Below are 26,901 nucleotides of genomic sequence, written 5' to 3' on the forward strand. Positions count from 1 at the left end.
GCAGGTTTCGTCCCAGCCGTTTTCACGAACCTTGCTTTACGCATCTGGCTCGTGCCTTCAGCGATATCCATGGCACGACGCTCCATCAGATTGATGTTCCGATTATTCAGTGACGAAACGCTTCGCAGACCACCTGTTGCGTCATGTCAATGCCTCCGGGAACTCTGATACGTTACGTCAGATGAAAACGTCCGGGAAACAGGTTTCTCATGATGAGGCCTTCCTCGCCTGCCGGGCCGAGGACCCGGACTTAGATATCGACAATCGCTCCAGGCTGCCGGTCAACCCAAAGATCTGCTGCGACAACGCCATGACCCGTATCTTCTTGAACTGCCCGTTCATCCGAATCACCGGCATCTTCTTCACTTCCGGATGCGCTCCCGCACGCTGGTGAGCAGTAGCCGGCCGGTCATGCACCTTGATGACCTTGGCCCCTTTGCGAGTCTTGTGCAGCAACTTCTGCTGCGGCAGAAGATAGTTCGTGAACACCCGGTCCAGCTCCCAAATCTGATTCAGCAATACCAGCTCTTCGGGACTGTCATAGCGCTGGTAACCCGCGAGCTCACGAACCCGAGACCAGTTCTTCTGTTCCACGTGCGCCCCGTCGTCCTTGTTCCCTGACCGGGAGCGGGTGAAGCAGAATTCGCCTTGGCTGTTGCCGCCTTCATGGCCCACCAAATCGATCTCGACAAATCCCGGTACCGCGTCATCCCATTCGGCCCACGTGCGAATGGGAATTTGGGACTTGAGCAGCGAGCCAGGCTTGGTATGGGACCTGCCATGAAGGATCATCTTCCGGCGTTCGTTAGCCAAGCGCCGGTCGATCGTTGACGCGCTCATCTTGATCAGCAGAGCGGCTTGATCGTCAGTGACGTCCAGGGCTTTCTCGGCGCGCAGCATCGGCACCAGAAACGGCATGGAAGCAGTCAGCAGTTTCGACGCTGAGCCACGCAGGACGGCCCAGCACAGGATCAGGCCCGGTTGCAGGTCGGCCGGGTAGGTCGGTTTCCTGCCTGCTCTGATGATCCGTGGTTTGGCGGGCTTCATTGCTTCTCGCAGGGCGCAGCGGGCGTAGTCGCGGTGCCAGCCGGTGATTTCGACCAGTTCATCCAGGATCCGTGTTTTCCCGGCTTTAGCGCCGAGTCGGTAGCTGTTCGCGAGTTGTTTGGTGACTTGTTTGCGCGCGCTCATTGTCAGTCCCATGCTGCTGAGCAGATACCCGCAGGGTCCGAGAAGCAAGAGATATTTTGGCTGAGGTTTTCTTGTGACGCAACGTAGTATGGCGAGTTCTAACGGTCGTTGCAACGAAGACGGGTTGCGCTCTATAACAATGCACAGGAGCCTTGTTTCATTCGACGCCAACTATTGTGATGCGAGAACTGGCTCGTCAGCGGACGCCACCGATAGAATACAGCGGCATGTTGCGCTCAGCTGGCTGCAGCTGCACTGCCATACTGGGCCTTAGCCCTCGATGCTCAGTTCGATGTATTCAAGCTAGAGCATTCGAGAAGAAAACAAAATAGCGCGCGCTCAGTCGCGGGGCATTTAACTATGATTTTGAAAAGGAAAGTCCCAATTGCACATCTCGAAACTGAGCTTGGTCAACTACCGTAACTTCGCTGCGACTGCGTTGGACTTCAAGGCTGGAGTAAACACCGTGATTGGGGAGAACGGTGCAGGCAAAACCAATCTCTTTCGAGCAGTCCGTCTGCTTCTCGACGCCAATATGCTTCCGTCCGCGTACCGACTCAACAAGGAGGACTTTCACCGTCCACTTGGAGATTGGAGGGGCCACTGGATCGTTATCAGCATCGAGTTCGACGAGGTCAGTGACGACGAATCGATCCAGGCGCTGTTCCTGCACGGAACCGGTGTAGCCAACGAGAACTCCGTCCAGCGCGCCACCTACAACCTGATTTTCCGTCCGCGGCGCGAAATTCGGCACGAACTATCGCAGCTGACCTCGGGAGACCACGTTGGTCTTGCGGCAATCCGCAAGAACATTACGATCGCTGACTACGAAACAATTTTCACCGGGCGCAGTACCGGAGACTTCGTCGACCCGAATTTCTACAAGTCTGTGGTCGGAGACTTTGACGCGGTCGAGTTTGGTGGTGTGCTCCATCCTCCCGAGATCGGTGCCACATTGCCGAAGCAGTTGTCTGTCGCCAAAGAAATTTCCTTCTCATTTGTGCCGGCATTACGCGACGTAGTCCGCGACTTTCAGGAGAACCGTCCTAATCCCCTCCGTAATCTCCTGAAAAGCAAGAGCGGCGCGATAGATCTCACCGCTTTCAAGGTAATTGCCGACAAAGTCGTTGACCTCAATCAATCAATTGAAGACTGGCCCGATGTTGGCGTTATAACCGAGGACATTAGACAGACGATTAGCGAGACTGTCGGCGACGCATACTCGCCATCATCGTTGCATATTCGATCTGACTTACCGTCAGACGCGGATCACCTCTTCCAGTCTCTGAAACTGTTCGTGGGGGAAGACGGAGTAGGCTTTGAAGGAGGCATCCACCAATTGAGCTTGGGCGGCGCGAACCTCATCTACTTGACCCTGAAGTTGCTGGAGTTCAAGTACTCCCAGGCCACAATGCCGATTGCAAACTTTCTTCTCATCGAGGAACCCGAAGCGCACATCCATACTCACATCCAGAAAACCCTGTTCGACCGCCTGAACTACGACGCGACGCAGATTATCTATTCGACGCATTCGACCCAGATTTCCGAAGTCAGCAACGTCAGGAACATGAACATCCTCGGGCGTGAATCCGGTGTCGTGGAAGCGTTCCAACCGGCGAAGGGGCTTGACGATAAGCTCGTCCGAAACGTCCAGAGATACCTCGATGCGGTTCGGAGCAACTTGCTCTTCGCGCGCAGCGTTGTCCTGGTAGAGGGGGACGCGGAAGAGATCCTCATTCCCGTCATGATCAAAAAGCTCTTGGGGATCGGCCTCGATGAATTTGGGACGAGTCTCGTTAACATTCGAAGTACCGGCTTTGAAAACGTCGCATGTCTTTTCCATGACGAGCGAATACGGAAGCGCTGTGCAATCATCACCGACTTGGATGCACCGATCGAGGTGATTGATTCGGGCGACGAGGATGAAACTCGCGCCAAGAGGCGCAAAATGATGGCTCGATCCGCAAAAAGCGGTATTGAGCGCAAAGCACGACTTGACGCATTTGCTAACAAAAACCAATGGGTTGACGTCTTCTATGCGGCACATACATTCGAGGTTGACTTTGTCGAGAGTGGAAATAGCGAGCTGGTCAAGGAACATGTAGGGGAGAGCTGGAAGACAAAGCTATCCCGCAACTTTGCAAAGTCGGCGTTGTCCTCAGGCGACCTCGCCCGGTTCGGAAGAGTTGTTTTGCGGATGGCCGAGAAGCAAGGCAAAGGATGGTTCGCCGTGCACTTGGCATCGACTGTTACTCCCCACATTTCGATACCTCGGTACTTGATCGAAGCCATTCACTTCGCGAATCCGGTTCTGTCGGACGAGGTCTGGTTCAATATCTTGACCTACCGCCTAGACACGCTGATTAAAGAAGGATCCTGCGATGAAGGCGAGTCAAAGAAGTTTGCTCATGAACTCGGGCAATTCCGCCAGGGGAACAAAACACTCAAAAATCTTGCTGATCTCGCTAAACAGACATTTCAGAACGATGAGATCAACGACTTCCTCGAGGTCTTCGTGCGATGAACAGCCGGACCGAATACCTTCTCAACAGGGAACAGCGGGCAGCGATCACGGAGTCTGGAAACGTTATTCTGATCGCCTGCCCCGGAAGTGGCAAAACCCGAACCTTGACGCACAAGGTAGCGGCAGAGTTAGAGAAGCTCACCTCTCCGCGCCAGTACGTCGTCGCGATCACTTACACGCATCGCGCCGCCGAGGAGATTGAAGAGCGCATCACGGAGCTGGGTGTCGACACCGAACAGCTCTGGATTGGAACAATTCATTCGTTCTGTCTTGAATGGATCATTCGCCCCTACGGGATCTACCACCCGAAACTTCAAAACGGATTTCAAATCATCAACTCGCACGAGTCGGAGCAGATTATCACTCCCTTGTGCTCTGGTTATACGCCACGAATCACTTTCTACGACTGCGGCTATCACTTTACGACGTCCAGAAGGGTGCTCCAAGTGCAGGACACCCGAAAACATCGGGCCGTGGACACGGTGCTCGATCAATACTTTGCCAAACTCGAGAGCGAGCAAATGCTCGACTTTGAGCACATACTTCTATATGCCCTAGAGCTCATTCAACTTCGCCCGGCAATCAGCAAACTACTTGCAAAAGTCTTCGCCTTTATCGCGATCGACGAGTATCAAGATACCCGCGAGATTCAGTACGAGATCATTGCATCCATACTCCGGGCCGGAGGCGGCGAAGTGCGAACGCTGATAGTCGGCGACCCTAACCAAGCCATTTTCTCCTCACTAGGCGGCTACGCCGTGGATCCCCGGGACTACTCTGTGCAGACCGGAATGACGATTAGAAAAATGGAGCTGTCAAAGAACTATCGATCATCTGCTCGGATCATCGAGTACTTCGGCAACTTCAAGGTGACCGGAAGCCCCATCATGCCAGCTTCGCCCCATGTCAGCTATGCGAGCGAGGTGACATTCAATGAAAATCTCCAGAGATCTAACCTCGAAAATGAGATCGTTCGGCTCATACGCCACAACGTCGACGAATTAGGCATAGCTCCGAGTGAAATCTGCGTATTGGCTCCATGGTGGGCCCACCTGGGTTCACTGACGCGATCGCTCGTAGCTGCCCTGCCTGAGTTCGAGTTTGATGGTCCGGGAATGATGCCTTTCGCGCGAGATCACGACAACTTCTGGTACAAACTCGCGAGGATTGGACTGACTGAATCCTCGCCAAGGATGTTCGTATCCCGGCTTCGCTGGGCGCGCGAAATCCTTAATGAACTGAACGCAGCATCAATCAGCACCGGGGATCTAGACCCGAGGTCCTTGCTCAGGCTGTCGAATGGTATCCATCTGTCTGCTCTTGAAGGACTCGACTACCTGCGCGAATACTTTGACGAGTTTTTCGAAAGACTCCGAATTGACTTTTCGACGGTATCCACGCTCGTCGGGCAGCACGAGGCCTTTTTCCGAGAATCGCAGACACGTATCGATCGGCTCCTCCGAGAGGATACGCCGTTCGCGACAGACATCGACGTATTTAGAAAGGCGTTCCGCCCGCGGTCAGGCATCACCGTCTCGACCATTCATGGGGTCAAAGGAGCGGAGTTCGACACCGTAATCGCATTTGCGCTGATGGACGGAATGGTCCCGCATTTCAGTGACGCGGATCAGCTCAATGGTGCCAAACGGTTGCTGTACGTGATTGGCTCCCGGGCCCGCAAGAACCTTCACTTGATTGCCGAACGGGGGCGCAATCGTGGGGGAAGTTTCGGCGAATACGAAACCTCAATCCCATTGCGGGGACTCTCATACAAATATGACGACTTCTGACAAGTAACAACAGTGAGACGCCTCACGGAGACTCATTGGCCTTGTGCGATGGAGCGAACCATCGTCAATGAGCGGCGTCCTTGCTCTGAGTCCAAGACCTCGCACTCAGCTTCCATAGTTACTTTTCACTTCTATGGGATGGTGTAAGTATGGATCGCAGGCATCAAGTGTTTATCAGCTCCACGTTCGCAGACTTGAAAGAAGAACGCCGGAGATCATGCAGTCACTACTAGAAATGGACTGTATCCCGGCTGGCATGGAAATGTTCCCCGCCGCCAACGAAGACCAAATGACGCTAATCAAGGGCGTAATCGACCAATGCGACTACTACCTCGTCGTAATCGGCGGACGCTACGGCAGCATGTCCGCTGAGGGAATCAGCTACACAGAGCAAGAATACGACTACGCGGTAGCTGAAGGAATTCCAGTCATGGGCTTCGTCCCAGCTGAGCCCGACGCTATTCCTCGAGGGAAAACTGATAAAAGCGACGTGGCTGCGCAGAAGCTAGCTGCCTTTCAGGAAAAGGTGCAAACCCGAGTAACGAAAGACTACAAGAATGCAGAAGATCTAGGCGGAAAGGTTGCACGCGGACTCTCTCAACTCCGTAAGGCACACCAGCGTCCTGGCTGGGTTCGCGGCGACCAGGCGATGACCCCTGAAACACGTACCGAGATCGCAGAGCTCAAGGCCGAGGTAGAGCGTTTGAAGCGAGTGCACGCAGAAGAATCGATGCCTGCCGAAGTTGTTGCGTTGGACACGAGCTTCCAATACGGTTCCGACTCAGTGAAGCTGTCTTGGATCTTCGAAAGCGGCAGTCCTTACAATCGTAAACGCGTGAACCAAAGCAGCACTTACACCTGGGACGACTTCATCAAGGCCATAGGACCGCACATGGTAGATGAAGCCTCAGAGACTCAGCTTCGAAATGCGATCAATAAATACGTTGCTCAGGACGTATACAAGAAGAACACCAAGTGGCCCACTGAATTAGACCCTTCGCTCGAACTTTCAGCGGCAACTTGGGGAATAGTTTTGACGCAACTACGTGCGTTGAAGATCGTTGCGGTTGGCACAAAAAAACGAAGTACCACGGACAAAGACACCTACTTGAGGCTCACGAAGGCAGGCGACGACTACCTCGTTGCTCTTCATGCCATCAAACGGCAGCAATGAAACAACGCATAGAAACTTAGGCGCAACGCGCGAGATAAACTTCGGTCGTCCCGCCTGGACAGCAGAATACCCGATCATAACTTGCTGGAGTTAGACATTTTTCTCCCCTAACCATGCAATATTAGTGGGCTGCTGGACAGCAACAGACGAGCTCTGGCCAGATCCTCTATTTGTACGCTCGCGCATGTTCCAGGGATGCCTGCGCATTGCGGAACTCCTCCGATTTTGCCCCCAATTGTGGCTACGCAGACATCGAACGCTTACTGGTTGTTGAGGTTTTTGACATACGGGCTCGTTTACCTACCAACCTCGTTTGTCACCGCACTCCGACCGAGACACTTCGATGTGATCAATTCCCCCTAATTCAATCCGAGTGACAATTCGGTCATTGGGTGACCCAGCAACATGCTTCAGTTAAGTGAATGTTCACGTCCATGTGCGCGATGTACTCCTGGTTCAGTTCGGCAGAGGAGCCTCGAGGTGGTGGAGGCATGTGGTGGCCACACCCCATATCCGAAAATCCGATAATTCGGCGACCGGCAGGTCAGGGTAGTTCGGATTCTCCGCTTTCAACACCACGCCTCGTGGTGTTGTGATCAGGCGCTTGACGGTCATTTCTCTGTCGGTGACCGCGATGACCGCATACCCGTCCTTAGGTTGCATGGAGCGGTCTACGATCAGTTCATCCCCGTCGCTGATGCCGGCGCCTTGCATGGAATCGCCGGAGACTCGCACGATGAAGGTGGAGATCTGGTAGCGGATCAGTATCTCGGATTGGTCGATTTTCGCGTCTGAGTACTCCTGGGCGGGGGAGGGGAATCCGGCCGGGACGCGGTCCAGTGCCACCTCGATCACGCGCTGCGGCGGTGAGGTCAGCGCGCACACTTGTATTCGATTAACTTTCAGTACTACACTTTTTCTAAGAATATTTATTCTAATACTTGAGTGTAGAGCTGTCGGCTGAGGGTTTGTTTTTGATGCCACACCGGGCAAAGAGGTGGGATGGTTATTCGACAGTATTTTGCACTTTTTGGAAACTGCGCGGACTAAATGTCTGAAACATCCATACAGGAGTTCGAATTCAACAGGCGCCTGTTGCTGATACTGGAAGGTATATTCCAATTACCCTCAGGAGTAGAACTTCGATTGGGTGCGTTGCAGCCGTCTATCCATTAGCACGTGCCGAGCCTCGTTTAAGACGCTCATTACCTGTTGGTCAAGCTCCGGAATGAGTCGAGTGAGGAGCGCGTCAGTTGCTTCGACAAGAGATTCTGGATCTTTGGAAGTTCTGGATATCTCATCGAGTTTCATGAGCTCGGATGCAGCTCCAGGGACGACAGGAACCTTCAGCGAGTTAACTTCGCTAGGAACGAGTTCGAGCACACCTCCGCCAAAGCTCCGCCCTTCGACTTCGGCAGAAAGCATTGTAAGCGAGTTATGGAATGTTGCAGTGAAATCATCTGCACTAATAGCAGAGCCCGCAAGAATTTGACCTTTGTAAATCGTATCGGTCGTCACTACTCTTGCGTGGTTGGAAATTACTCGTGGGAACCTGTTCGAGCGTTTGGAAAGTAGCAGGTCGCCAGAGGGGACGACAGGTACGCGGTACCACGGCGTGCGTACACGACACTTGAAGCGTTGATCGATTTCTTGGCGGGTTCCTTCTTCTAAATAGAGCTTCGCGAGCTGGTGGTCCTCAGGCGAGGATTTTGTGGCAGCGAAGCTTAAAAGCCAAGAAGGGTGGCCGGCATCGGATAGCGCTTTTTGCTCTTCGCCGGTGAAGATAAGACCTTCTGCATGTCGCGAGCGAGGGAGCAATGGAATCGCCCATTCCTCAAGGTTATATGCGACGATTTGCGAAGAATCTACGCAGAAGTAACCATTCGCACCAGTTACCGTCGAAACACTGAATCGCGCGACGCTATTAAGAGGTCGAACGTCGGTGATTGATTGAACAGCAGTCAGCGCGGCATTCTGCGCAGGCGTTAGTAGGTAATTGGTCCATGTTCCTGCGCTCGGTGAAACTACGTGATTCCAAGAGCGGATACCCCCGTTGTGATCATGGAACTGGATAACTGAATCAGTAACGGAATCCGAGCATGCTCGACCACTTAGTATCAAGACCTCTTGGAGGACGGAGGGGAAAGAACCCGGTTTGAAAAGGTCGATGGTGAGATCGATAGTGTTATGTAACAGCCAGTTGCGAACAGCTTTAGCAGAAATTCCGGTTAGGAACTCGGTGGGGAGGATAACTGAGAAGACGCCCCCTTCACGCAGCTTCTCAAGAGATAGTAAGAAGACGGGTATCCAAAGATTGGATACTGATGAACCAGTAACGCCCAGCTCTGCGCTTATTTCTCGCGCCCTCTGTTTGTCCTGGTCGGAGATGAACTGGAAACGGACGTAGGGAGGATTCGCAAGAACCCAATCGAAGTCGGCATTTTGGTCTTGTGACCAGGTGAGCACATTTTCGTTGACTACCCGGCCTGGCAGAGATGCTGAGTTTAGTGTATCTGCAGACTTAGCGGCTTCGCTGCCTAGGAGTTCGACTGCCTCGATGAGTTTGATGCGATGGGAGAGGTTGTTTCGGCTTATTCCTCGCAGAAACGCGCCGTCACCAGAAGACGGCTCAAGTACGCGGAGGTTCGATCGGCCGTCTAGTAGTTCCATTGAGCGTCTGATGCACAGGTCCACTAAGACTTCAGGTGAATAAAATCCTCCGCGTAGTTTGTTTTCACTTACTTCGTCACGTGTCCGCATTTTATCCTCTACTTCAGTTACTGAAGTCCTAGTCTATCGCAGATTTTGTCCTGCATGCAGTGACTCTCATGCGATCCTTGATTTATGAAATTACAATTCGTCGGCCAACCGTTCGCAGGCCAAGCAAACCTTGTTGACTTCATTGAGCATGCAACGAGCAATGGATACGTCGAACTCAAGATTGCTGTTGCGTGGGCCAAGCGCTCGGGGCTTGGTCGGCTATGGGATGCGCTCGAGGAGTTCCGTGGCAATGGAGGAAAGGTACTTCTGATTCTGGGGGTTAGTGAGGGCGGTGCAACCAAAGAAGGACTGGAAATGGCCCTCAAGATATCTGATCACAGCTATGTCTTCCATGACCCTCAACGTACATTTCACCCGAAGGTCTACTTTGCCTCGTCGATATCTGGTGAACGCTCTCTTCTAGTCGGCTCTAGTAATCTTACGGCAGGTGGGCTCAGCTGGAATTATGAGGCTTCGATGTGGGTCGATTGGGATGCAGACGAAGGCAAAGATGTTACCGATGAGGTATCCAGATGGTTCGATAACCTCATAACTCAGCCGTCATCGTGCAGTCGGTTATCAGCCGACCTCATTAAGGATCTCGAACGAAGCGGAGACATCGTTATTGGATCGGAGACCCGCGCGCGACGAGTGCAGAAGAACAAATCAGATACACCAGAAGACAACGACAGTGCGGTCGTAGCGACAATCAGTGGCTTATTCAAGCCCGTTCTTGAAGGATTGCGCAAGCTTCCTGGGCTTAGCTCGAAGATCGCTCCACTTATTTCGAAACCCAGTGGGAACGGACCAAAGAATTCTTCGATCCCGAGAAATAAGTCCGCAATAACATCCGCGACGGTGAAAGAGCCAGCGCTGGCAGGGCCTGCCCCTTTGCCTTTGAACAACGTCCAGCGGCGCTGGTTCAAGGAACTCGATAATACTGCTGCGCAACAGGTGAAATCAGCAAAAAGTAACCCTACCGGTAATCTTCGCCTTAGCCGAGAAGCGGCTACCATCGACCACACTGTCTACTTCCGCGAAGATTTCTTCGGTGGGCTTCCCTGGACTCCGTCTGAGGGTAAAAAATCAGAGCAAGAAGTAGTCGTAGGGTTTCACGCATGGATTGACGGTACGGATTTCGGCACACAGGATCTAAGGGTTAGCCACGATCCAGCAAGAATTTCGGGCCAGGGGAATGTTGCGACTGTCCTTCACTGGGGTGTGCTGTCCCCTCAACTGAGGGAAACAAATTACATAGGCCTCTATATCAGTCTTGAGCGCACCACTAATGATGGGTACAATCTCGTGATTTCCCAAGCCCCTCGTGGCGACTACATGGTCTAATTTGTGTATCACGAGCTCGATCATAGATGGAATCTTTATCTTGCCGCGTCGGTTTGAGCTTGGCGGATTTCAAGGAGATACGGAGATAATCGGAGAGTAACCGTCTGTCCGAGTAACTTTGAGATCCTGCGACTAGGTATTGGATCGCCCTCATCCGGAATCGCCGTATATTTATCTGCAGTTATCTGAGGAAAATCTTAGAATCCCCGTTAACGCTTTTCGTTAGTTGGCCTTGTCGTAATGGCACTTAGGAAACTATTGACTTGAGCGCACCACAAATTATGGGTTATGACACGCCCAGGTGGTCGGGTAGACCCGATGACAAGATACCTTCAAGGTATCTTGCGTGAAACGCTGACATATGGAAAGATGATCTAAGGTATCTCACAACCTATCTTAGGGGTTCAATTTTGTTCCAGATCACAGTTCACGTTCCCGATCATCGCGTGGAAGAGTTTTACATCCGCTTCGGCGAGTTCCTCACTAACGTGCCCGACCTTACTGCACCGCTTGTAGCCGATTCGAGGCTCCTCCCCGGTTGGGTAGAAACCGATGATGCGCTCAAAATTGCGGAGAAATTCTGGGGAGAGTTATCAGTGCCAGGCCGCAGTGTGCTTCTTTACATGGCTAGAGCGGCCAAGGATTCCACAGCTTCTCTATCCGCGGAGAAGGTCGCAAAGGACGTACAGCATCCCAAGGGAAAGTCAGGAATTGCTGGGATTCTGGGCGGCGTAGGCAAGGCAATTCGTCGCGCCAACTTGCCTATGTACAGCACACCTTTCGGCGGTCGTTGGCACTACATATGGGGTTGGGAAGGTGATGTTTATACAATGGAGCCGAAAGTCGCTGAACTGTTGCGCAAGGCAGCCAATGGTCCCGCTCGTGATCTCTAGCCGGGGTGGTGACCAATCTTAACGGGCTGGAACGATGCCTATCTGACGGCCGCTAAACAGTTCCCCCAGTTGTGGCAACGAGTCGTCCAGCGAGCCCCGTAGCGTCGAGCTTGTGACCATTCAAGAGTCGCGCCACATCGGAAAGATCTGACCAGCCATTGGTGGCTAGACTTTCAGTTAGCGCCCGCGCATCTGACTTCAGCTCGTCGAGGAGCAAGGCATTTATGACTCGCATTCCGCTTGGCCCGGAGGCGGTGTTGTGCAACTTTCTCTCACGGTGAAGCATTACAGGAGTAGCAGCCTGATCAGCGGGATATTTACGTCCGGACCACTGCGCTGCTTCTCCCAGCTAACCTGAATCCCTCTTGCTGATGAACCCACCCATAGCGCCACTCTTTACCTCAATCACCCAGAATTAGCTCGGCTCTACCGCCCAGAGATTGTCTGGTCCTTGGCCGAGTCCCCTCTCAGGTCTTCGTGCGCCAATGCCGAGGAATAAGACAAGTTCCAAGATTGCCTCCTCGAACTCCTCTGTCGCCTTGGGATTGAAGCGAAGACGAGCGAGAATACCTTCCACCGCGACCCGCAGGCTTGCGGTGTGCCGAACATACTCGTGGCACGTTGCGCCACCTTGGCAGCCTGCGAACCAGCGAACGTGAGTGGGCGATACGTATTCCCTGTCATTGGCTGCAGCACGTATAGATTCTTGCTCCGCGCTTGAGCAAGGAGGTTTTTAGCTTGTGTCGGATTATACCTTTCCGCGTATGCAGCCGTTTGTTCCAGGAGCTGGCCCGCCTGTCAAGGGTCAACGTAGGCTTCGGCTGCAGCAACCAGACGAGTCGACCCACCTTCGAAATCTCCGGCAAAAGCTGAGTCGAAGGCACGACGCATCTCGATAGCCGACGCGTCGACTCTAGCGGGGATGGAACAGGGGAGCGGAGCTGGCTCTTCGCGAATTTCACCCAATAGGAGTCACGGGTAGGGACTGCCATGCAGTGTCCATGATCTTGCTCAGCGGCTGATTATCTAGATCTTTGGCCATCACATGGGATGCCTTGAGCTGCGCTTGGGTCGAAGGACTGAACCGCTCCAGCGTTCGAGGGTTAACTGTTAGTTGCGCAAGTCGACGCCCGATAAGAAATACGACACAGTGACCCTCATTGCTTCGGAGCACCCTCCCCATACCTTGTTCAAGTCTCTGGACCTGGCGATCGTCCACTCCACCAAGACTCCGCTGCATCAGGGATTCCAAGCGCTCATCGCCGCTAAACGCTTGTGGTAGCCGGTCAATCACCAAGATCCGACACGCATCGTCAGGAAGGTCAATCCCGTCGTATTCATTCACGGCGATCACGAGTCCAACATGTTTCTTCGATCGTATTGAGGCGACAACCTTAGTCAGATTGACCTTGGTTGCAATAGTCGTGCTGTACGCACTCCACGTCGCGATCGCCTTGTCGCTGGGAATGATCACCAAGGTGTTGTGTTTTTCGCTGAGCTTCGCAATCTTGGCTCGACCGTTGTCCTCCGTGATGGAGGAATTAGTCTCCTTAGGAGCCAGCAGCATGCGCTCACAAGTGTCACCCGCAGTGAGCAATTGAATTGGTTCACCCACCAATGCTGGATCGGCGTCGAAATCTGTGATCAGGGCGCTGTCATTGGCGAGGGTGGCGGTCAAAAAGACTTGGCGTTGAGCGTCGGCGAAACTGTGTACTCGGCCTTGGTACGTTCACGGATGAGGTCTCGCTCGAACTCCGCCAAGGGCGCAAAAATGTTGAACACGAGCCGTCCGCCATAAGAGCTTGTGTCGATGTTTTCCTGCAGGGATTTGAACTCGATGCCCTGTTGTTGCAGCACATCTATGTGGTTATTCAGGTGGCGGATGGACCGGCCGAGACGATCAAGCCGCCAGACCACGAGAGTGTCGCCGGGACGGATCTGGCCCAGGAGCTTATCAAGCTCGGGACGAGATTCGAGGGAGCCGGAAGCGGCGTCGGTGAATATGCGATAGCAGCCTGCTGAAGCGAGTGCGTCGAGTTGTAGTTGTGCGTCTTGGTCGCTGGTGGAGACTCTGGCGTCTCCGAGGAGCTGTCCCATAGGTCTTAATGTATCAATACTCGTGAGGCAGGAACGTTTTCACTACATAGTTTATGACACTGGGTTCTGCGACGAAGTGGCCTTGAAAATCTGTTGAGTTTTCAATTGTCGGCGACTTTTGCTCGAACTTCCTGATCGGTGTGTCATATATGACCCTTTTCGGAACATGGAAAGCTGCCATTCGTTCTCAGGTACGAATGGCAGCTTTTCAATTTCAGTGGTGCTCTCCTGCACCCCTCGACCGATCTGCTCTAGGAACGACTTGAGAATATTCCGACTGTCTTATGGCTTCTGCGTCTTCGGTATTTAGGATTCTCTAGACATTCCACTACAGGTCCATATGCAAGGTTCAGTGTCTGCTCCCGCAGCTTCAATAAATGCGACTGTTGTGCGAACAGGATTCGTGCTCGCCGATGGAGAACCGGCTGGTCAGAATCCTAAAAAATTGGATGGCGGAGTCTCTCTAACCGAAAGCTCCCGATAAGGCCAGCTCAGTGATTGCTTCGGTGGCGCTTCCAACAACTGATGCAAGGGTTGGGATCCCTACAGCCGTAGCCAGTGCGCGGAGTCTACCAACCCTTTGGATAACATCTCCAGTTGTGGCAGTTTGCCCTTGTACTGTCTCGCGAAGATCGTCGATAACTTTTGTAACGGCCATCTGTGTTTCTTGATTTCTAACAACTTTTATTGCTGTTTGCCGTGCAACTGTGAGCAGTTCTACTGCGTCTTGGATGCTAAGACCATGAGTTGCGGCGCTTGCCCGATGACCAATGGCGGAAGGCCCGTTGAGTTGAGCTGTCATGAATGGATTGTCGTGACGTATTGGGTTCCGATGTGTTGGCTAACCGCTTGATCAACTCGGTCTTTTCGAGGGAGATCAGTGAGCGGGGTGTCGGAAGTAAGATCCATAATTAGCTCCATTAGCTGTGTACGGATTTTGCTGAGTATTCCTGTGATTGCGGAACCGTTCATTGTATATGACATGTTGATAATTTGTTGGAAAGGATTCAGATTTGAGTTCCAGAGCGACTGTGCGTAACTCAGTCCTTCAGAAGAGAATGAAAGAGATTTCTCTTTGGCGAGTTCTTCAAGCTCTTCAACCGGTTGTTGAATGATAAACTTCTCTGCAATAAATTCGCGTGGTTTAGGTGGGACTTGCAAGCGCGTGATGATCTGCCCTGTCGTAGAGTAATTTCCGCTCATGGAGTCCATCTTTATTGGAGGAGATCGAAGTTTGCGGTATTCGGGAAGATCATCGTCATTACCATATCCATGTAGTTCATTGCGTGCCCAATCTCGTAGCGCGTTGGATTTGGTTTCCACGCCTAAAGCTAAGCATTTACGCAAGAGTCCTGCTAAGGACTCAGACTCATCGAGAATTCGCTCACGGAGAGATTGCAGCAGAGTTGTTGTCATGAGGATATCGTAAGCGTCGGAGCCGACGCTATAGCACCTTGCCTCTTGCTTTTGTTTCCCTCCGAACACTGCTCAGGTGGTTTCGACCCAGCCTGGTTGTGAGGATTCCCGTAACAGATGGTTCGATTGGCGTTGAGTCAGGTTTCTAACTATTCCTGAGCTTCACAGTGGAAGGAGATATGCGAGGCATTGGGCGAAGCCGCAGCTTGGATTGAACGCCAACCGTAAATACTGTGCGAGACATTGAGCAGCTTAATTTCGCGCAACACGAACTAATCCAAAATCGCAACGACTCGGTACTTTCAGAATCGACTCTGGAACAATGCTGCGCGCTGAATATTCAGCGCGCAGCAAGCGATATTGACTATGGCATCGGCAGTGGTTCATCGAGCGGTTGCGCCTTCGCGCTCATGTCGACTCCCAGATCCTTGGCGAATACCGTACGAGTTCCGGTGTAGACCCCGTCCTTGTTCTCGTCGAGTTCGAAGATTCGGGCTCCACGAAGCTCGTGGTTCTCGGTACCGCCCAGACCGTACGTGCCGAATCCGGTGCCCGGGGCGTAGCCGAGTTCGATGCCGTAGTAGTCTCCCTTGAACGTATTGATGTGGTCGTGGCCGCAGTACACACCGCGTACGTCGCCGCGCTCCTGCAGGGCAGTGAACATGCCGGAGTTGAAGGCACCCACGTAGATCCCTTCGTTCTTGACTCCTTCGATGGAGTGCTTGGCCACGGCTTTCTCATGGTCGGCATCATTCGAGGTGAACTGGGAGCCGTACCACATGTGGTGGTGCTCCCACAGAGGGATATGGAAGAACATCAGAGACTGGACCTTGCCATAGCGCGCTTCGGTTGCCTGGGAAGCGTCGCGGTACCAAGCGATCTGCTCGGGTCGGATCCAGTCGTAGGACATGAGACCCTCGAAGTCCTGTCCGCCAATGGTCTTTGGCGCGTAGCGGTTGGAATCAAGCAGCCAGATGCCGAAGGCGGGCTTGGCGTTCTTGGATGAGGCGATCAGCAGTTGGGAGTTCGATTCGCCCTGGATCTTGTCATTCTTCGAATTGGTGTTGAACTTGTAGCCGCGAATGAAATCGAGAATTTTGGCATCCGTCATATTCGTGCCATTGGGCATCGAGTCCTCATCATGATTGCCAAAAGTCAGCGCCCAGGGGATGCCCCAGGATTCCATTGGCTGGACAACATTGTTGATAGCCTGCTTGACCTCGGTGGTGGTTTTCGGCGAACCATTGATGACATCTCCGTTGATGAGTGCGAAGCCCGGCTTTTCGGTATCCAGCACCTTGTCCATCAGCTCCAGGGTGCGGCGATCGGTGCGCGGGCCATCCTGGGTGTCGTTGAACTGGACGATTTTGAACTTGCCGTCTGCCGCGAACTTGAGCTTCGGGGTAGCTGCTGGGGCTTTCTTGGCCGGGGCTGCGGTCGCTGCTGTGCTGCTAGCAGCAAGGAGTCCGGTAATCGCGGCAGCTGTGCTGCCGATCAAAACTCCGCGACGGGGGACAGAAGAATTGCTCATAGGTGTGCCTTTCACATGAATAAGGTAGCCAGTATGAATTAGTTGGCTGATAACCACTAGAGCGTAGAGCTGGCTAGTGACCAGACAGTGAACGTTGGTAGTCGCTTCCTGCCCCTGCCCGTAAATAAAGCTGTAGAACATGCACCTTCGGGATTCCTGCCGATTCGGGCGTGCAACAGCTCACAAGATTTGTCGAGGCAAACATCAAACGTCTAATGTTTAAACGTGATCGTGAACTCAGCTGAACAGCCCGTCCCGCCCGATGCCCCGCAAGCTCGGAAATCCCCGTGGGTGGTCGGTGCCCTTGCCGTCGCCGCGGTAATCCTCGTCGGGTTGAACCTGCGTATGGGCATCGCCTCCGCGTCACCGCTCTTCCACGAGCTGCAGGAGATGCTGGGCTATGGCACCTTTATTGCCTCGCTGCTGCCGACCATTCCGGTGCTCTGCTTCGCGGTGGCTGGTGCCGCAACCAGCATGGTGATTCGCCGGACCGGCCTTGAATTGGGCATTGCTCTTTCCTTGCTGCTGCTTACGGCTGGCTTGGCCCTGCGAGTTGTCGATTCGACTTGGGCGCTATTGGCAGGCACTGTGGTGGGCATGAGTGGTCTGGCTATCTGTAACGTCGCCATGCCTTCCTTCATCCGCGAACATCACGGACACCGTTCGGCCTCGATGACCGCCGCCTACACGACAACCATGTCAATCGGCGCCACCTTCGCCTCCGCGGTCAGCATCCCTCTGGCAATGCAAGTCGGATCGCCCACAACCGCCTTGGCGTTTTGGGCGATACCGGCCACCTTGGCACTGCTGGCTTTTGTGCCCTTGTCTTTCGCGGGAAACCGCGCGAAGCCCGCTGCGGGCGTGCATGTCTCACCCTGGCCGCTGCTGGCCACGGGCAAGGGGCTGCTATTCACCACGGTCTTCGGAATTCAGTCCTTGCTGGTCTACACGGTGGTCAGCTGGTTGCCGCATATTCTCATCTCGCGCGGGCTGGAACCAGCTGCCGCCGGGCTGATGCTCGGAATCGTGCAGGGAGTGAGCATCCCGGCCGTGTTGATCATGCTCTGGATGGCCTCGAAGCCCGGTTTGCTGCGAAGTGCTTTCCTGCTGACCACAAGCTGCTCGGTACTTGGCTTCCTAGCCCTGCTGGTTCTGCCCGTGGAATTGTCCTTGATCAGCTCGATCCTCATCGGACTGGGATTCGGTGTCTTCCCGCTGGTTATGCTTATGCTCAGCCGCAGCGGTGGAAGCGCGGAGGAAACCACGGCCCTGTCCACGGTGGCTCAGTCGGTAGGCTACTTGATTGCAGCCCTTGGCCCGTTCGTACTGGGTCTGATGCAAGGCGCCTTGGGATCCTGGACCTTGGGCCTGGCGATAGTGCTGGCATTCGCGGTGGTTCAGTTGGTGTTCTGCTTTAAGCTCGGAGGCCTGCGCACCGAGGCCGATTCCCGGCAGTTGGTCGAAGTTGATGGTTCGGCCGAGGTGGAGCGCTCATGAGTAACATGCCAACGCGCCCACCGCTGGCCGATGAGGTCGTTGCCCGCTTGAGCGATGCCGTGGCGCAGGGACGCTGGGCGGTAGGGGATCGCATTCCGGCAGAACCCGAGCTGATCGCCGAAATGGGTGTTTCGCGCGGCACGCTGCGCGAAGCAATTAAGGCTCTGGCGCGCACGGGCATGTTCGAAGTTCGCCGGGGAGACGGCACCTATGTGCGGGCCACCAGTGAAATCAGCGGAACCGCGCAACGGGTCTACCGGGAACACTCCGACCAGGACGTACTGCAAGTGCGTTTTGCTTTGGATACACAGGCCGCGCGGCTCGCTGCGAAAGCTGCTGAGGCGACAGTGGTTGAACGGCTGCGCACTCTGCTGGGCCAGCGAAGCGATGCTTGGCGGGAACAGGATTACCAGACTTGGTCGCAGGCTGACTGGCAGTTTCACCTTGAAGTGGCGCGCGCCTCTGGCGTTCCGCTGCTGCATGAGATTTACGAGAGCTTCGGCGACGTCTTCCACGGCACGAAAATGGTACAGCGTCTTGCTGATGGCTTCGACGGGTGCTTGCGCGAAGGGCACGAGTCCCTGGTGGATGCCATCGAAGCCGCCGACGACGAAGCGGCCGCCCGAACAGTCATTGCTAACCTCGATTACTGCATGAGCTGGATGCCTTAACCATTGGCTCGTGAAGCTCGGTTCCTTTCGAATGATCGTCAAGTTTTGGCCGTCACGTGGATATCAGCCGGTCGATTCACTACTCGAAGCCTCTGAAGATTTAACTTACATGAACTGAATGCCGAATAGACCACCGTGCTCGTAGGTGTCATAGAGTTTTGGGTCGATTATGTACGGGTTCGGATCGAATCCGAACGTTTCAGTCTTAGATAAGTCGTCAGAGTTCATCGTCACGATATATTGCATATCTTCTTGCTCGCAAATATCGACCGCTAATTTAAAGGCGCGAGCAACTTGTCTTTCATCGACGCCATCAAATAAGTGGCTATCGTGTACTAGAAAATCAGGGCCGTGCCCTTCACGGTGTGCAATCACTGCCCAAGTTAAATCAAAACAAAACATCGTCATCTGCCCGATACCGCGGCTATCTTCACCACCGATGTGAGGTCTGATCTTTAGACTCGTCTCCAAGGGGTCGATTTGGATGTATGCCTCCCGGTCAGGACTGTAGAGAGCTGCAGAAAAACGCTGGAAGAGCTCGTTGATTGTGGCCACCTGGGTAGCACGCTCTTCAAGATCTTGTGCAATTTGTTGTTTCAACGTGAGGCGTTCCAGTTTGATTTCAGATTTTGTCGCCTCAAGTTTCTTGGCCGTATCGAATCGTGAGCGAAGCGAATCTAGTTGAGCCTCAGCCGTTGATAATCGTGTTGTGATCTCCGTGTACGCGTCTAGCGCCCCGCCTTCGTTGAGGATATTCAGAAGCCGCGCATGTTCCGTTCCTAGTTTATTCCGTTCTTCCGTCCGGTTTTCAATGCGGTTGCGTGTGGCTGCGAGCTCGGTTTCAAGATAAGTCCGTCTGTTCAGCGTGACTGAAGCATGGAACTCGAGGACCTCGTCATATGTCCTTGTTACCGAATCTGGCAGTACAAGTCCCAACTCCTGATAAACTCTAAAGACGTATTCTGCATCTGGCTCGGATTCTGAAGCTAGAGCGTTCTCAAAATCGCTAAGATTTCGTCGATCTGCCGCATCGCGCATGCGAGAATTGCGTATTTTCTCATCGATTTCATCTGCCTGGCGTTGGATAGATTCATACTCTGGTACGACATTGAACTTTTTTATCTCAGTAGAAAGTTCTTCGACGCGTCTGGTTGCGGCTACGATTTGACCACGAAGCTCTGACGCCGACCCAATTACTAATCCGAAAATTGGGTCTTTCGTGGCTTTGGTAAGTTCCTTCCTGAGACGTTCACGTGCCGCGATGTTCTGGTAGTTAGAAACAAGGCGCCAATTTAGTCCAAGCAGATATGCAATATTAGTTGTGGCTTCGGTTATGGATTGGCGAGGAAACGTCGAGATCGGATCGTTGAATCCTTTCTGGCTGTCGCGTCGCACATACAGAGAAACAAGGCCACGGGCGCTCAACCCGGCGTGGTTCAGCGGAAAAGAAAACAGGTCTCGCCCGATTGCTTCTGTCCACTCGCGATTGGTAGCCGATCCCATCGCGCCAACATGCTGACCGGCATCAATGGCGTTTGGAGTTGAGACTATTTGATTTCGTTTCGTGAGAGACCTTGTTACGGAGACCTGAGGGACTTTCGAATTCCAATCTAGTGTTAAGGTGAAGGAATAATTCTTCAATGCTTCTTTTCGCAGCACAGAATCTGTGAGCCGACTTAGGCCAAGTGTGAAGTGAAGAATTTCAATTAGCGACGACTTCCCTGCTCCGTTGCGGCTGTCTGTATCAGAAGATTCGTTGCTCTTTTCAGCAATGAGGATGTTGAAACCTCGTTGGAAAGTCACAGTTTTGAATTCAGGTATCTGGGAGGTAATTTTGCCGAGCATTTATTTGTCCTTGATCCTGCGTAGGAGGCCTTCGTCGTAATAGATATTTCCGCAGGCGAAAAGTAGATCAAGAGCATACGAAAACCAAATGAATGATATTGGCTCTTTCGCATTATGATCGTGACGCCATTTATGTATGAGATTCCACGTCTCTGTTACTGTCAATGGTCTATCGAGAACTTGGATTATTTGGGCTGAAATCGACAACAATGCGCGCTGCGGCGAAATGCCTTTGGTAGGAATGATCATGTCAAAGCCACCTGAGGTGTCCATCCATCGGGTGCATCCTCAAAGATGTCACATGATTGGAAAAAGCTTGAGAGTACTGCTGTCTGCGCCCTGTATACGGGTCCAGTCGCCGGACGCGAACCACCCAAGAAAGTCCTTAGACCAAGTAGTATCTCTTCTGGGTCATCCCAATTTTCGCGTAATTCCTTGTACTCACGATGAAAAGATGCTGCGACTTCGTCCCGTTCCATAGCATCGATTCGATCTGAATAGTAGGAATCAATTACATCACTGTGTTTCATACCGTCGCGTAGTTCCGCTTGAGTCTCTGGAGTTAGCGCACTGTAAACGAGCTTGAAAGCTGAGATCGGCCCCAAGTTAGGTGGATCGTTGTCTGTAATTCGGGACTTGGCAAGAATTTTGAGCAATTCTGACATTTCGTCTAGTCCAATACCGATGGCATGGTTTAGCGGCAGTTGGCGTCCGAGCACCTGCTCGACATCGTAAATATCGCAGCGCCCCAGCATGTCTCGAAGTTGTCTCGTGCCAATTAATTCAAATCTGGTTTGATCATGCTGCGAGCGAAGCTCAGCCAACCGACTCGCGACGTCGGGATGCACGCCACGAGAGTCATTGTGCACGAAAACAAAGGTGGAAAACTGTCCGGACCGTTGGCGAAATGCGCTCTCCACATCCCCATTCAACTTTTTAATTGTTGCGGAAGAACTGGGAACTTCAGGTGCGTAGCAAGCGTAGAGTTTCTTGCCTGAAAGGGAGAGCCCATCGCTTCCTTTGTCACCGAGTTTGCCGTGAGTCCGAACATCGACAAATGTTGGATCGCACAATGACATTATGTCGTGAAAAAGCGACTCAAAAGCAGCACCTGTTCGCTCATGCATAACCGACCAAAGGACCGGCCGGAGTGCCATGCGTTCGTCAAAATCCATTATTCTCCCGTCAAGATAGGATTCAGGGAACTCAGTTCATTCCTGCAAGAAGTCGCTGTCTAACACGAACCTTCAGAGAGAAGAGGACGGAGCCTGTATAACCGTATCCATAAAAGGTGAATATATTTAATTTGTTGCGACTTCATGGATATAAAATAGTTGGATATCAATGAAATCAATAGCTGGATTGTTGCAGGGTGGAATGACCGGACAAGCCAGGCACTCATTTTAACCTTGTGTTTTAGACAGCCTTCATGCGCCTAACGTTTTCCTGCACTACTGCCTTGAAGTCGCCACCGGACGCCGCAAAGGTGTTGCGCTGCAGTTGGTATTCGGCGCCGCGTTCAATAAGGCGGATGATGCCCTGGAGTTCATCGCTGCAGCCGAGTTGCTCGGCCACCGGTGCCAAGCGCTTCACTTCGGCGCGCAGGTGGTCGGTCACCAGCATCTCGTCGCCCTGGGCGTTGAGAATGATGATGGCGTCCAAGCCGTAGCGGGCGGCACGCCATTTATTCTCCACCCGGAACCAGGCCGGCATGACAGGGACCTTGTACCCGGCTTCGATTGCCAGAGACATGTCGTGCACTAGGCACTGGGTCAGCGCGGTAATCGCGGCAATGTCATCCAGGGAGCTCAGTCCGTCGCAGATGCGCATCTCCACGGTGCCGAAGCGCGGCACCGGGCGGACGTCCCAGCGGATTTCGGAGACGTCATCGATGACGCCGGTGTGCAGCATGTCCGCCACGTGGGATTCGTATTCGGACCAGGAATTGAAGTGGAAGGGGATTCCGGCGGCTGGTAGCTGCTGGAACATCAGCGAACGCTGCGAAGCGTACCCGGTATCTTCCCCGCCCCAGTAGGGGCTGGAGGCGCTGAGTGCTTGGAAATGCGGCTGGTAGTTGATCAGTCCGTCGGTGATCGGCAGCGCCTTGTCACGGCTGTCCAGCCCAACGTGCACGTGCACCCCGTAGATCACCATCTGCCGTCCCCACCATTGGGTACGGTCAATCAAGTTTGCATAACGCTCTTTGTCGGTGACGGGCTGTGAGATCGGGGCGGCAAAGGGATGCGAACCAGCGGAATACAAGTCCACACCGTGTTTTGCAGCCACCTCGTTGAGCATGCGCACATTGGTGCGTAGCTCTTGCGCAGCTTCAGCGACGGTGTTGTGAACCCCGGTAACTATCTCAACTGTGTTCATCAGCAGTTCGGGCTTCACCGTGGGGTGCTCATCCTCGCTGCTTAGCCCTGCATCTTCCTTGAGCTGATCAAGGATTTTTTCGGCGACCGAGCACAAGTCCGCACTTTCGCGATTGACCAAGGCGATTTCCCATTCAACACCAATGGTGGACTGAGAAGACTTGGCGAACTCGATTTTCTGCACGGCGCTCCTAATGCTGACGTCTCGGACGGAAGGCTCCGGAGCCGAATAAAACTAGACGGTTAAACCATCGAATTATTCGAAGGCCTTCCATTCTTATTGTAAGTTTTGCGTCACCCCTGCCATGACATTCATCCGGTGGGAGGTGCATCACTATAGATTAGTGCGGTTCCGCCTCGACGGCCACACGATTCTGGCCGATACGGGCAAGAATGAGCGTTGCGTGCTTCTTCGCCGACTTCGGGGCACCAGCCAGCAGGATGCGGCGCAGCTCCTCGGGCAGCACATCCACTCCGCGCTTTTTGATATCCAAGCTGCCAATGCCGTTGGCCTTCACCCAGGACTTCAACTTCTTCACGTTGTAGTCGTGGACTTCCAAGACTTTGAACCCGCGGGCGAATGGGGTCTGCAACTGCTCTGCGTGCGTGAAGTAGGCAATGTGCTCATCCAGCAAGTGTCCGCCGGTGGATTCGAGCAATGTGGAAATCAGGTGCGAACGAATCACCGCACCATCGGGTTCATAGAGATGTGCTTGGAGTTCGCCTACCGGAGCCAGCGGATCCTGCTCCACGGTGAGCTCGCTGGTCAGTTCGTGAGCACCGGTTTTATCGATGACCAGGGCCGCGCGGGCCACGTCCGGGCGTTTCAGCTTGCCGAACCACAAGCCGGCTTCGATTACCGAGCCGTGATCGGATATCCACACCGCCTCGGCACCGGCCGGAATCGCTTCATGCGGCAGGCCCGGGCCGAGCTTCACTCCGACGTCCAGTCCGGAGTCCACGAGCTTCTCCACGAAGGACAGGGGAGGGGAGAATGCCTCCGGGTCGAAGAGTCGGCGGGTACTGCCGGTTGCGTCGGTGCGTCGGGCCGGGTCCAGCCATACGCCATCGATGCCGGTGAGGTCCGCGGTTTCGGCGCTGCCGTGCACAACGCGGGCATTTTCGAAGGGCATCAAGTTCAAGGTGGTAGCCGCGGCGGTGGTTTCATCCTGTTCCACGGCAGTGACCTGCAATCCGGCGCTGGCCAGGGCGATCGAGTCGGCACCGATGCCGCAGCCCAGGTCGGCCACGTGGGTGCTGCCGGCCTGAACGAAGCGGCGGGCGTGCAGCCCGGCGATGGTCAGGCGGGTGGCCTGCTCAAGCCCTGCGGGAGTGAAGATCAAGGTATCGGCAAAGGGGCCAAACTTGACCCGGCCGCGGAAGCGCAGCTCGGCTTGGGAGATCACCGCACGCACCACCTGGGCGTCATGCCCTTCCTTGCGAAGTTTTTCGTTCAAGGACCACGCCGCGTCCTTGGTTGCCGCCATGGACGGATCGACGGTCGCCAATAGAGCCCACCCCTCGGGGGAGAGGAGAGCCGCGAATTGGTCGTTGAGTGTTGAATCATTTGAAGCCTGAGCCATGGAACAAGCCTATCGTCATCCGGCACCCTTCCCGGCGTTCGGGGTTTCGAGGCTACGGGGAGGTACTACGGACATAATGTGACAAATGCGCGTCATATTAATGGGGCTTGTTCCGAGCTATCAAGCTCTATGAAATACAGCGGGAGGCGCTCAAATCCGAGGCTTTTGCGGGCCCGTCTGTGCAAAGGTCGGCGAAGGTGGCCGATCGCTAGAGCAAGCTTTGCTAATTCTTACATATGTGAAGGCCAAGCAAAGCATGCGTCTTGAATGGGGCACCTTCCATCTCGTCCGCCATGCCAGCGGCCATGCTTTAGTCTTCTCCAGCCCATGAGGAGAAGCGGCGTGGGCCTGCAGCCTCGAAGGCGCCGCCATGGTGAGCGGGGGAGGCGCTCGCTAGTCCCGTCCCTGCTGTGGCGCACGTCGCATCGACCCCGCCTTCTCGTGTTGTATGTCACCTGTGAACAAACTTAGGCAGAGCACGAGTCAACCCGCCGCGGTGCAGCGTGGCACCGCGGCGGAGAATCCAGCAACGGGAACGGACCCGGCCCAGCACCAGCTCAAGCGCGGGCTGAGCAGCCGGCACCTGCAGATGATCGCCATTGGCGGTTCCATTGGCACCGGGCTGTTCGTGGCCTCCGGAGGCACCATCGCCCAAGCAGGCCCGGGTGGCGCGCTGCTGGCCTACGCCGCGGTGGGCCTCATGGTCTACCTGCTGATGCAGTCCTTGGGGGAGATGACCGCCAAGATCCCGGTGGCCGGTTCCTTCCAGACCTTCGCGACCCGCTTCGTCTCGCCTTCCTTCGGCTTTGCCATCGGCTGGAACTACTGGTTCAACTGGGCCATCACCGTCGCGGCCGAATTGGTGGCCGCCGGCATTGTCATGAGCTTTTGGCTTCCCGATGTCCCAGGCTGGGTCTGGGCCGGGGCTTTCCTGGTGGCGCTCACCGCGCTGAATGCCCTGTCTTCCAAGGCCTTCGGCGAAGGCGAATTCTGGCTGGCCATGATCAAGGTGGTCACCGTCGTCGCTTTCCTGGCCGCCGGCATCCTGATGATCTTCGGGGTGCTCGGCGCGCAGACCGATCCGCTGGCCAATTGGCGCGAAGGCAAGGACGTCTTCCACGGCGGCTGGCTGTCCATCGTCTCGGTGTTCATGATCGCCGGGTTCTCCTTCCAGGGCACCGAGCTGGTGGGCGTGGCCGCCGGCGAGGCCAAGGATCCGCGCCGCGAGGTGCCCAAGGCCATCCGCCGGGTGTTCTGGCGCATCATGCTCTTCTACATCGGCGCCATCTTCGTCATTGGCTGCCTGATTCCCTTTGCCGATCCCAGCCTGCTGGCCAGCGGCGAAGCCGATGTGGCTTCCTCGCCGTTCACCCTGGTCTTCGAGCGTGCCGGCATCGCCTTTGCCGCCGCCGCCATGAACGCGGTCATCCTCACCGCCATCCTCTCCGCGGGAAACTCGGGGCTCTACGCCTCGACCCGCATGCTCTACTCCATGGCCCACGACGGCAAGGCGCCCAAGGTCTTCGGGCGCACCAACTCCCGCGGGGTGCCGATCATGGCCTTGCTGGCCACCTCGGCGGTGGGCCTGTTCGGCTTCCTGACCGCGCTGGTGGGACAGGGCGCCGCCTACACTTGGCTGCTGAATGTCTCCGGGCTGTGCGGGTTCATTGTCTGGGTGGGCATCGCCGTTTCGCACTACCGCTTCCGCCGCGGCTATCTGGCGCAGGGCTACAGCGTGAAGGACCTGCCCTATCTCGCGCCGCTGTTCCCGCTGGGGCCTATCGTGGCCTTCGTGATGCTGATCGCGGTGATTGTCGGGCAGAACTATCAGGCGGTGATGGCCGGGCATGGACTGGAAGTGCTTTCGGCCTACATCGGGCTGCCGCTGTTCCTGGGGCTGTGGCTGGTGCACCGGATGGTCACCAAGTCCAAGGTCGTCAAGCTTTCCGAGATGGATCTCTCCGCCCCGGAGGACATCGAGGAGTCGGCCGCAGTGCGCTCTGGGCGAACCAGTGTGACGAACTCGGTCAATCGTTAGCACTCGCCTTGACCGAGTGCTAATCCACGGCCTAAAGTCATCTGTGGGTGTCCAGTTGAACAGGATTTTTATCCAGTTCAATAAGACACACCGCCTGACTGGATCACACCAACTGGCACCGCGACGACGGTTGGTCCAATGCCATAGGGCGAAACCCTACATTCATTGGTTC

The 26,901-nt window shown here is 54.5% G+C and carries 21 protein-coding genes; 8 read left to right on the top strand and 13 right to left on the bottom strand.

Annotated features, from left to right (window positions below; translation table 11 throughout):
- Positions 1 to 207 precede the first annotated feature (207 nt).
- Positions 208 to 1,191 (bottom strand): integrase, encoded by a 984-nt coding sequence (locus tag ACT3TP_RS13540; protein WP_444620791.1) that lies wholly within the window; start codon positions 1,189 to 1,191, stop codon positions 208 to 210.
- A 385-nt stretch (positions 1,192 to 1,576) separates the two neighbouring features.
- On the opposite strand from ACT3TP_RS13540, the gene ACT3TP_RS13545 reads away from it, so the two are divergent.
- From ACT3TP_RS13545 to ACT3TP_RS13555, 3 genes are all read left to right on the top strand, one after another.
- Positions 1,577 to 3,715, top strand: a complete 2,139-nt coding sequence (locus ACT3TP_RS13545) for an AAA family ATPase (RefSeq protein ID WP_444620792.1) — start codon at positions 1,577 to 1,579, stop codon at positions 3,713 to 3,715.
- Positions 3,712 to 5,505 carry a UvrD-helicase domain-containing protein gene (locus ACT3TP_RS13550; protein WP_444620793.1) on the top strand — a complete coding sequence of 598 codons (1,794 nt, stop codon included), beginning with the start codon at positions 3,712 to 3,714 and terminating at the stop codon, positions 5,503 to 5,505. Before ACT3TP_RS13545 ends, ACT3TP_RS13550 begins: the two co-directional genes overlap by 4 nt.
- A gap of 217 nt (positions 5,506 to 5,722) precedes the next feature.
- Positions 5,723 to 6,679, top strand: coding sequence for a DUF4062 domain-containing protein (locus tag ACT3TP_RS13555; RefSeq protein WP_444620794.1), 957 nt, complete (start codon positions 5,723 to 5,725; stop codon positions 6,677 to 6,679).
- A 456-nt stretch (positions 6,680 to 7,135) separates the two neighbouring features.
- On the opposite strand, the gene ACT3TP_RS13560 is transcribed toward ACT3TP_RS13555, so the two are convergent.
- Together ACT3TP_RS13560 and ACT3TP_RS13565 are read right to left on the bottom strand one after the other, a co-directional pair.
- Complete coding sequence (locus tag ACT3TP_RS13560; protein WP_444620795.1) at positions 7,136 to 7,564, bottom strand: LexA family protein; 429 nt, start codon at positions 7,562 to 7,564, stop codon at positions 7,136 to 7,138.
- A 243-nt stretch (positions 7,565 to 7,807) separates the two neighbouring features.
- Positions 7,808 to 9,439, bottom strand: a complete 1,632-nt coding sequence (locus tag ACT3TP_RS13565) for an Eco57I restriction-modification methylase domain-containing protein (RefSeq protein ID WP_444620796.1) — start codon at positions 9,437 to 9,439, stop codon at positions 7,808 to 7,810.
- Positions 9,440 to 9,523: 84 nt separating this feature from the next.
- Between ACT3TP_RS13565 and ACT3TP_RS13570 the strand changes: the two genes are divergently transcribed.
- Both ACT3TP_RS13570 and ACT3TP_RS13575 read left to right on the top strand, forming a co-directional pair.
- Positions 9,524 to 10,783, top strand: coding sequence for a phospholipase D-like domain-containing protein (locus tag ACT3TP_RS13570; RefSeq protein WP_444620797.1), 1,260 nt, complete (start codon positions 9,524 to 9,526; stop codon positions 10,781 to 10,783).
- A 410-nt stretch (positions 10,784 to 11,193) separates the two neighbouring features.
- A complete protein-coding gene (locus ACT3TP_RS13575) occupies positions 11,194 to 11,676 on the top strand; it encodes a DUF6416 domain-containing protein (RefSeq protein WP_444620798.1) in 483 nt (160 codons plus the stop codon).
- Between the two features lie 958 nt (positions 11,677 to 12,634).
- Here ACT3TP_RS13575 and ACT3TP_RS13580 read toward each other — a convergent pair.
- The 5 genes from ACT3TP_RS13580 to ACT3TP_RS13600 all read right to left on the bottom strand — a co-directional run bounded on the left by ACT3TP_RS13580 (position 12,635) and on the right by ACT3TP_RS13600 (position 16,720).
- Positions 12,635 to 13,354, bottom strand: a complete 720-nt coding sequence (locus ACT3TP_RS13580; protein ID WP_444620799.1) for a helicase C-terminal domain-containing protein — start codon at positions 13,352 to 13,354, stop codon at positions 12,635 to 12,637.
- Complete coding sequence (locus ACT3TP_RS13585) at positions 13,351 to 13,773, bottom strand: recombinase family protein (protein ID WP_444620800.1); 423 nt, start codon at positions 13,771 to 13,773, stop codon at positions 13,351 to 13,353. Before ACT3TP_RS13585 ends, ACT3TP_RS13580 begins: the two co-directional genes overlap by 4 nt.
- 463 nt (positions 13,774 to 14,236) lie before the next feature.
- Positions 14,237 to 14,575: a hypothetical protein gene (locus tag ACT3TP_RS13590; protein WP_444620801.1), complete on the bottom strand. Its 339-nt coding sequence runs from the start codon at positions 14,573 to 14,575 to the stop codon at positions 14,237 to 14,239.
- Complete coding sequence (locus tag ACT3TP_RS13595; RefSeq protein WP_444620802.1) at positions 14,572 to 15,189, bottom strand: AbiTii domain-containing protein; 618 nt, start codon at positions 15,187 to 15,189, stop codon at positions 14,572 to 14,574. The genes ACT3TP_RS13590 and ACT3TP_RS13595 overlap by 4 nt, the downstream gene beginning before the upstream one ends.
- Before the next feature lie 364 nt (positions 15,190 to 15,553).
- Positions 15,554 to 16,720 carry a metallophosphoesterase family protein gene (locus tag ACT3TP_RS13600; RefSeq protein WP_444620803.1) on the bottom strand — a complete coding sequence of 389 codons (1,167 nt, stop codon included), beginning with the start codon at positions 16,718 to 16,720 and terminating at the stop codon, positions 15,554 to 15,556.
- A 231-nt stretch (positions 16,721 to 16,951) separates the two neighbouring features.
- Here ACT3TP_RS13600 and ACT3TP_RS13605 point away from each other — a divergent pair, with 231 nt between their 5' ends.
- Both ACT3TP_RS13605 and ACT3TP_RS13610 read left to right on the top strand, forming a co-directional pair.
- A complete protein-coding gene (locus ACT3TP_RS13605; RefSeq protein WP_444620805.1) occupies positions 16,952 to 18,217 on the top strand; it encodes an MFS transporter in 1,266 nt (421 codons plus the stop codon).
- Complete coding sequence (locus tag ACT3TP_RS13610; protein ID WP_444620806.1) at positions 18,214 to 18,888, top strand: FadR/GntR family transcriptional regulator; 675 nt, start codon at positions 18,214 to 18,216, stop codon at positions 18,886 to 18,888. The genes ACT3TP_RS13605 and ACT3TP_RS13610 overlap by 4 nt, the downstream gene beginning before the upstream one ends.
- 105 nt (positions 18,889 to 18,993) lie before the next feature.
- On the opposite strand, the gene ACT3TP_RS13615 is transcribed toward ACT3TP_RS13610, so the two are convergent.
- The 5 genes from ACT3TP_RS13615 to ACT3TP_RS13635 form a co-directional block, all read right to left on the bottom strand.
- Complete coding sequence (locus ACT3TP_RS13615) at positions 18,994 to 20,733, bottom strand: ABC-three component system protein (RefSeq protein ID WP_444620807.1); 1,740 nt, start codon at positions 20,731 to 20,733, stop codon at positions 18,994 to 18,996.
- The gene (locus ACT3TP_RS13620) at positions 20,734 to 21,006 is read right to left on the bottom strand and encodes an ABC-three component system middle component 6 (RefSeq protein WP_444620809.1); all 273 of its coding nucleotides are present in this window, start codon (positions 21,004 to 21,006) and stop codon (positions 20,734 to 20,736) included.
- The gene (locus ACT3TP_RS13625; RefSeq protein WP_444620810.1) at positions 20,979 to 21,908 is read right to left on the bottom strand and encodes an ABC-three component system protein; all 930 of its coding nucleotides are present in this window, start codon (positions 21,906 to 21,908) and stop codon (positions 20,979 to 20,981) included. Before ACT3TP_RS13625 ends, ACT3TP_RS13620 begins: the two co-directional genes overlap by 28 nt.
- 241 nt (positions 21,909 to 22,149) lie before the next feature.
- Positions 22,150 to 23,292 carry a glutamate--cysteine ligase gene (locus tag ACT3TP_RS13630; protein ID WP_444620811.1) on the bottom strand — a complete coding sequence of 381 codons (1,143 nt, stop codon included), beginning with the start codon at positions 23,290 to 23,292 and terminating at the stop codon, positions 22,150 to 22,152.
- 157 nt (positions 23,293 to 23,449) lie between these two features.
- Positions 23,450 to 24,691, bottom strand: a complete 1,242-nt coding sequence (locus ACT3TP_RS13635; RefSeq protein WP_105553093.1) for a class I SAM-dependent methyltransferase — start codon at positions 24,689 to 24,691, stop codon at positions 23,450 to 23,452.
- Positions 24,692 to 25,187: 496 nt separating this feature from the next.
- On the opposite strand from ACT3TP_RS13635, the gene ACT3TP_RS13640 reads away from it, so the two are divergent.
- Positions 25,188 to 26,729, top strand: coding sequence for an amino acid permease (locus tag ACT3TP_RS13640; RefSeq protein WP_444620835.1), 1,542 nt, complete (start codon positions 25,188 to 25,190; stop codon positions 26,727 to 26,729).
- Positions 26,730 to 26,901 lie beyond the last annotated feature (172 nt).

Source organism: Glutamicibacter sp. AOP38-B1-38, assembly GCF_052377485.1.
Lineage (GTDB): Bacteria > Actinomycetota > Actinomycetes > Actinomycetales > Micrococcaceae > Glutamicibacter.

Excerpts from the sequence above, each read along its gene's own strand:
- ACT3TP_RS13565 (WP_444620796.1), bottom strand. The coding sequence starts at position 9,439 with ATGCGGACACGTGACGAAGTAAGTGAAAACAAACTACGCGGAGGATTT.
- ACT3TP_RS13570 (WP_444620797.1), top strand. The coding sequence starts at position 9,524 with ATGAAATTACAATTCGTCGGCCAACCGTTCGCAGGCCAAGCAAACCTT.
- ACT3TP_RS13620 (WP_444620809.1), bottom strand. The coding sequence starts at position 21,006 with ATGGACACCTCAGGTGGCTTTGACATGATCATTCCTACCAAAGGCATT.
- ACT3TP_RS13610 (WP_444620806.1), top strand. The coding sequence starts at position 18,214 with ATGAGTAACATGCCAACGCGCCCACCGCTGGCCGATGAGGTCGTTGCC.
- ACT3TP_RS13550 (WP_444620793.1), top strand. The coding sequence starts at position 3,712 with ATGAACAGCCGGACCGAATACCTTCTCAACAGGGAACAGCGGGCAGCG.
- ACT3TP_RS13635 (WP_105553093.1), bottom strand. The coding sequence starts at position 24,691 with ATGGCTCAGGCTTCAAATGATTCAACACTCAACGACCAATTCGCGGCT.
- ACT3TP_RS13585 (WP_444620800.1), bottom strand. The coding sequence starts at position 13,773 with ATGGGACAGCTCCTCGGAGACGCCAGAGTCTCCACCAGCGACCAAGAC.
- ACT3TP_RS13555 (WP_444620794.1), top strand. The coding sequence starts at position 5,723 with ATGCAGTCACTACTAGAAATGGACTGTATCCCGGCTGGCATGGAAATG.
- ACT3TP_RS13615 (WP_444620807.1), bottom strand. The coding sequence starts at position 20,733 with ATGCTCGGCAAAATTACCTCCCAGATACCTGAATTCAAAACTGTGACT.
- ACT3TP_RS13625 (WP_444620810.1), bottom strand. The coding sequence starts at position 21,908 with ATGGATTTTGACGAACGCATGGCACTCCGGCCGGTCCTTTGGTCGGTT.
- ACT3TP_RS13595 (WP_444620802.1), bottom strand. The coding sequence starts at position 15,189 with ATGACAACAACTCTGCTGCAATCTCTCCGTGAGCGAATTCTCGATGAG.
- ACT3TP_RS13590 (WP_444620801.1), bottom strand. The coding sequence starts at position 14,575 with ATGACAGCTCAACTCAACGGGCCTTCCGCCATTGGTCATCGGGCAAGC.
- ACT3TP_RS13600 (WP_444620803.1), bottom strand. The coding sequence starts at position 16,720 with ATGAGCAATTCTTCTGTCCCCCGTCGCGGAGTTTTGATCGGCAGCACA.
- ACT3TP_RS13540 (WP_444620791.1), bottom strand. The coding sequence starts at position 1,191 with ATGAGCGCGCGCAAACAAGTCACCAAACAACTCGCGAACAGCTACCGA.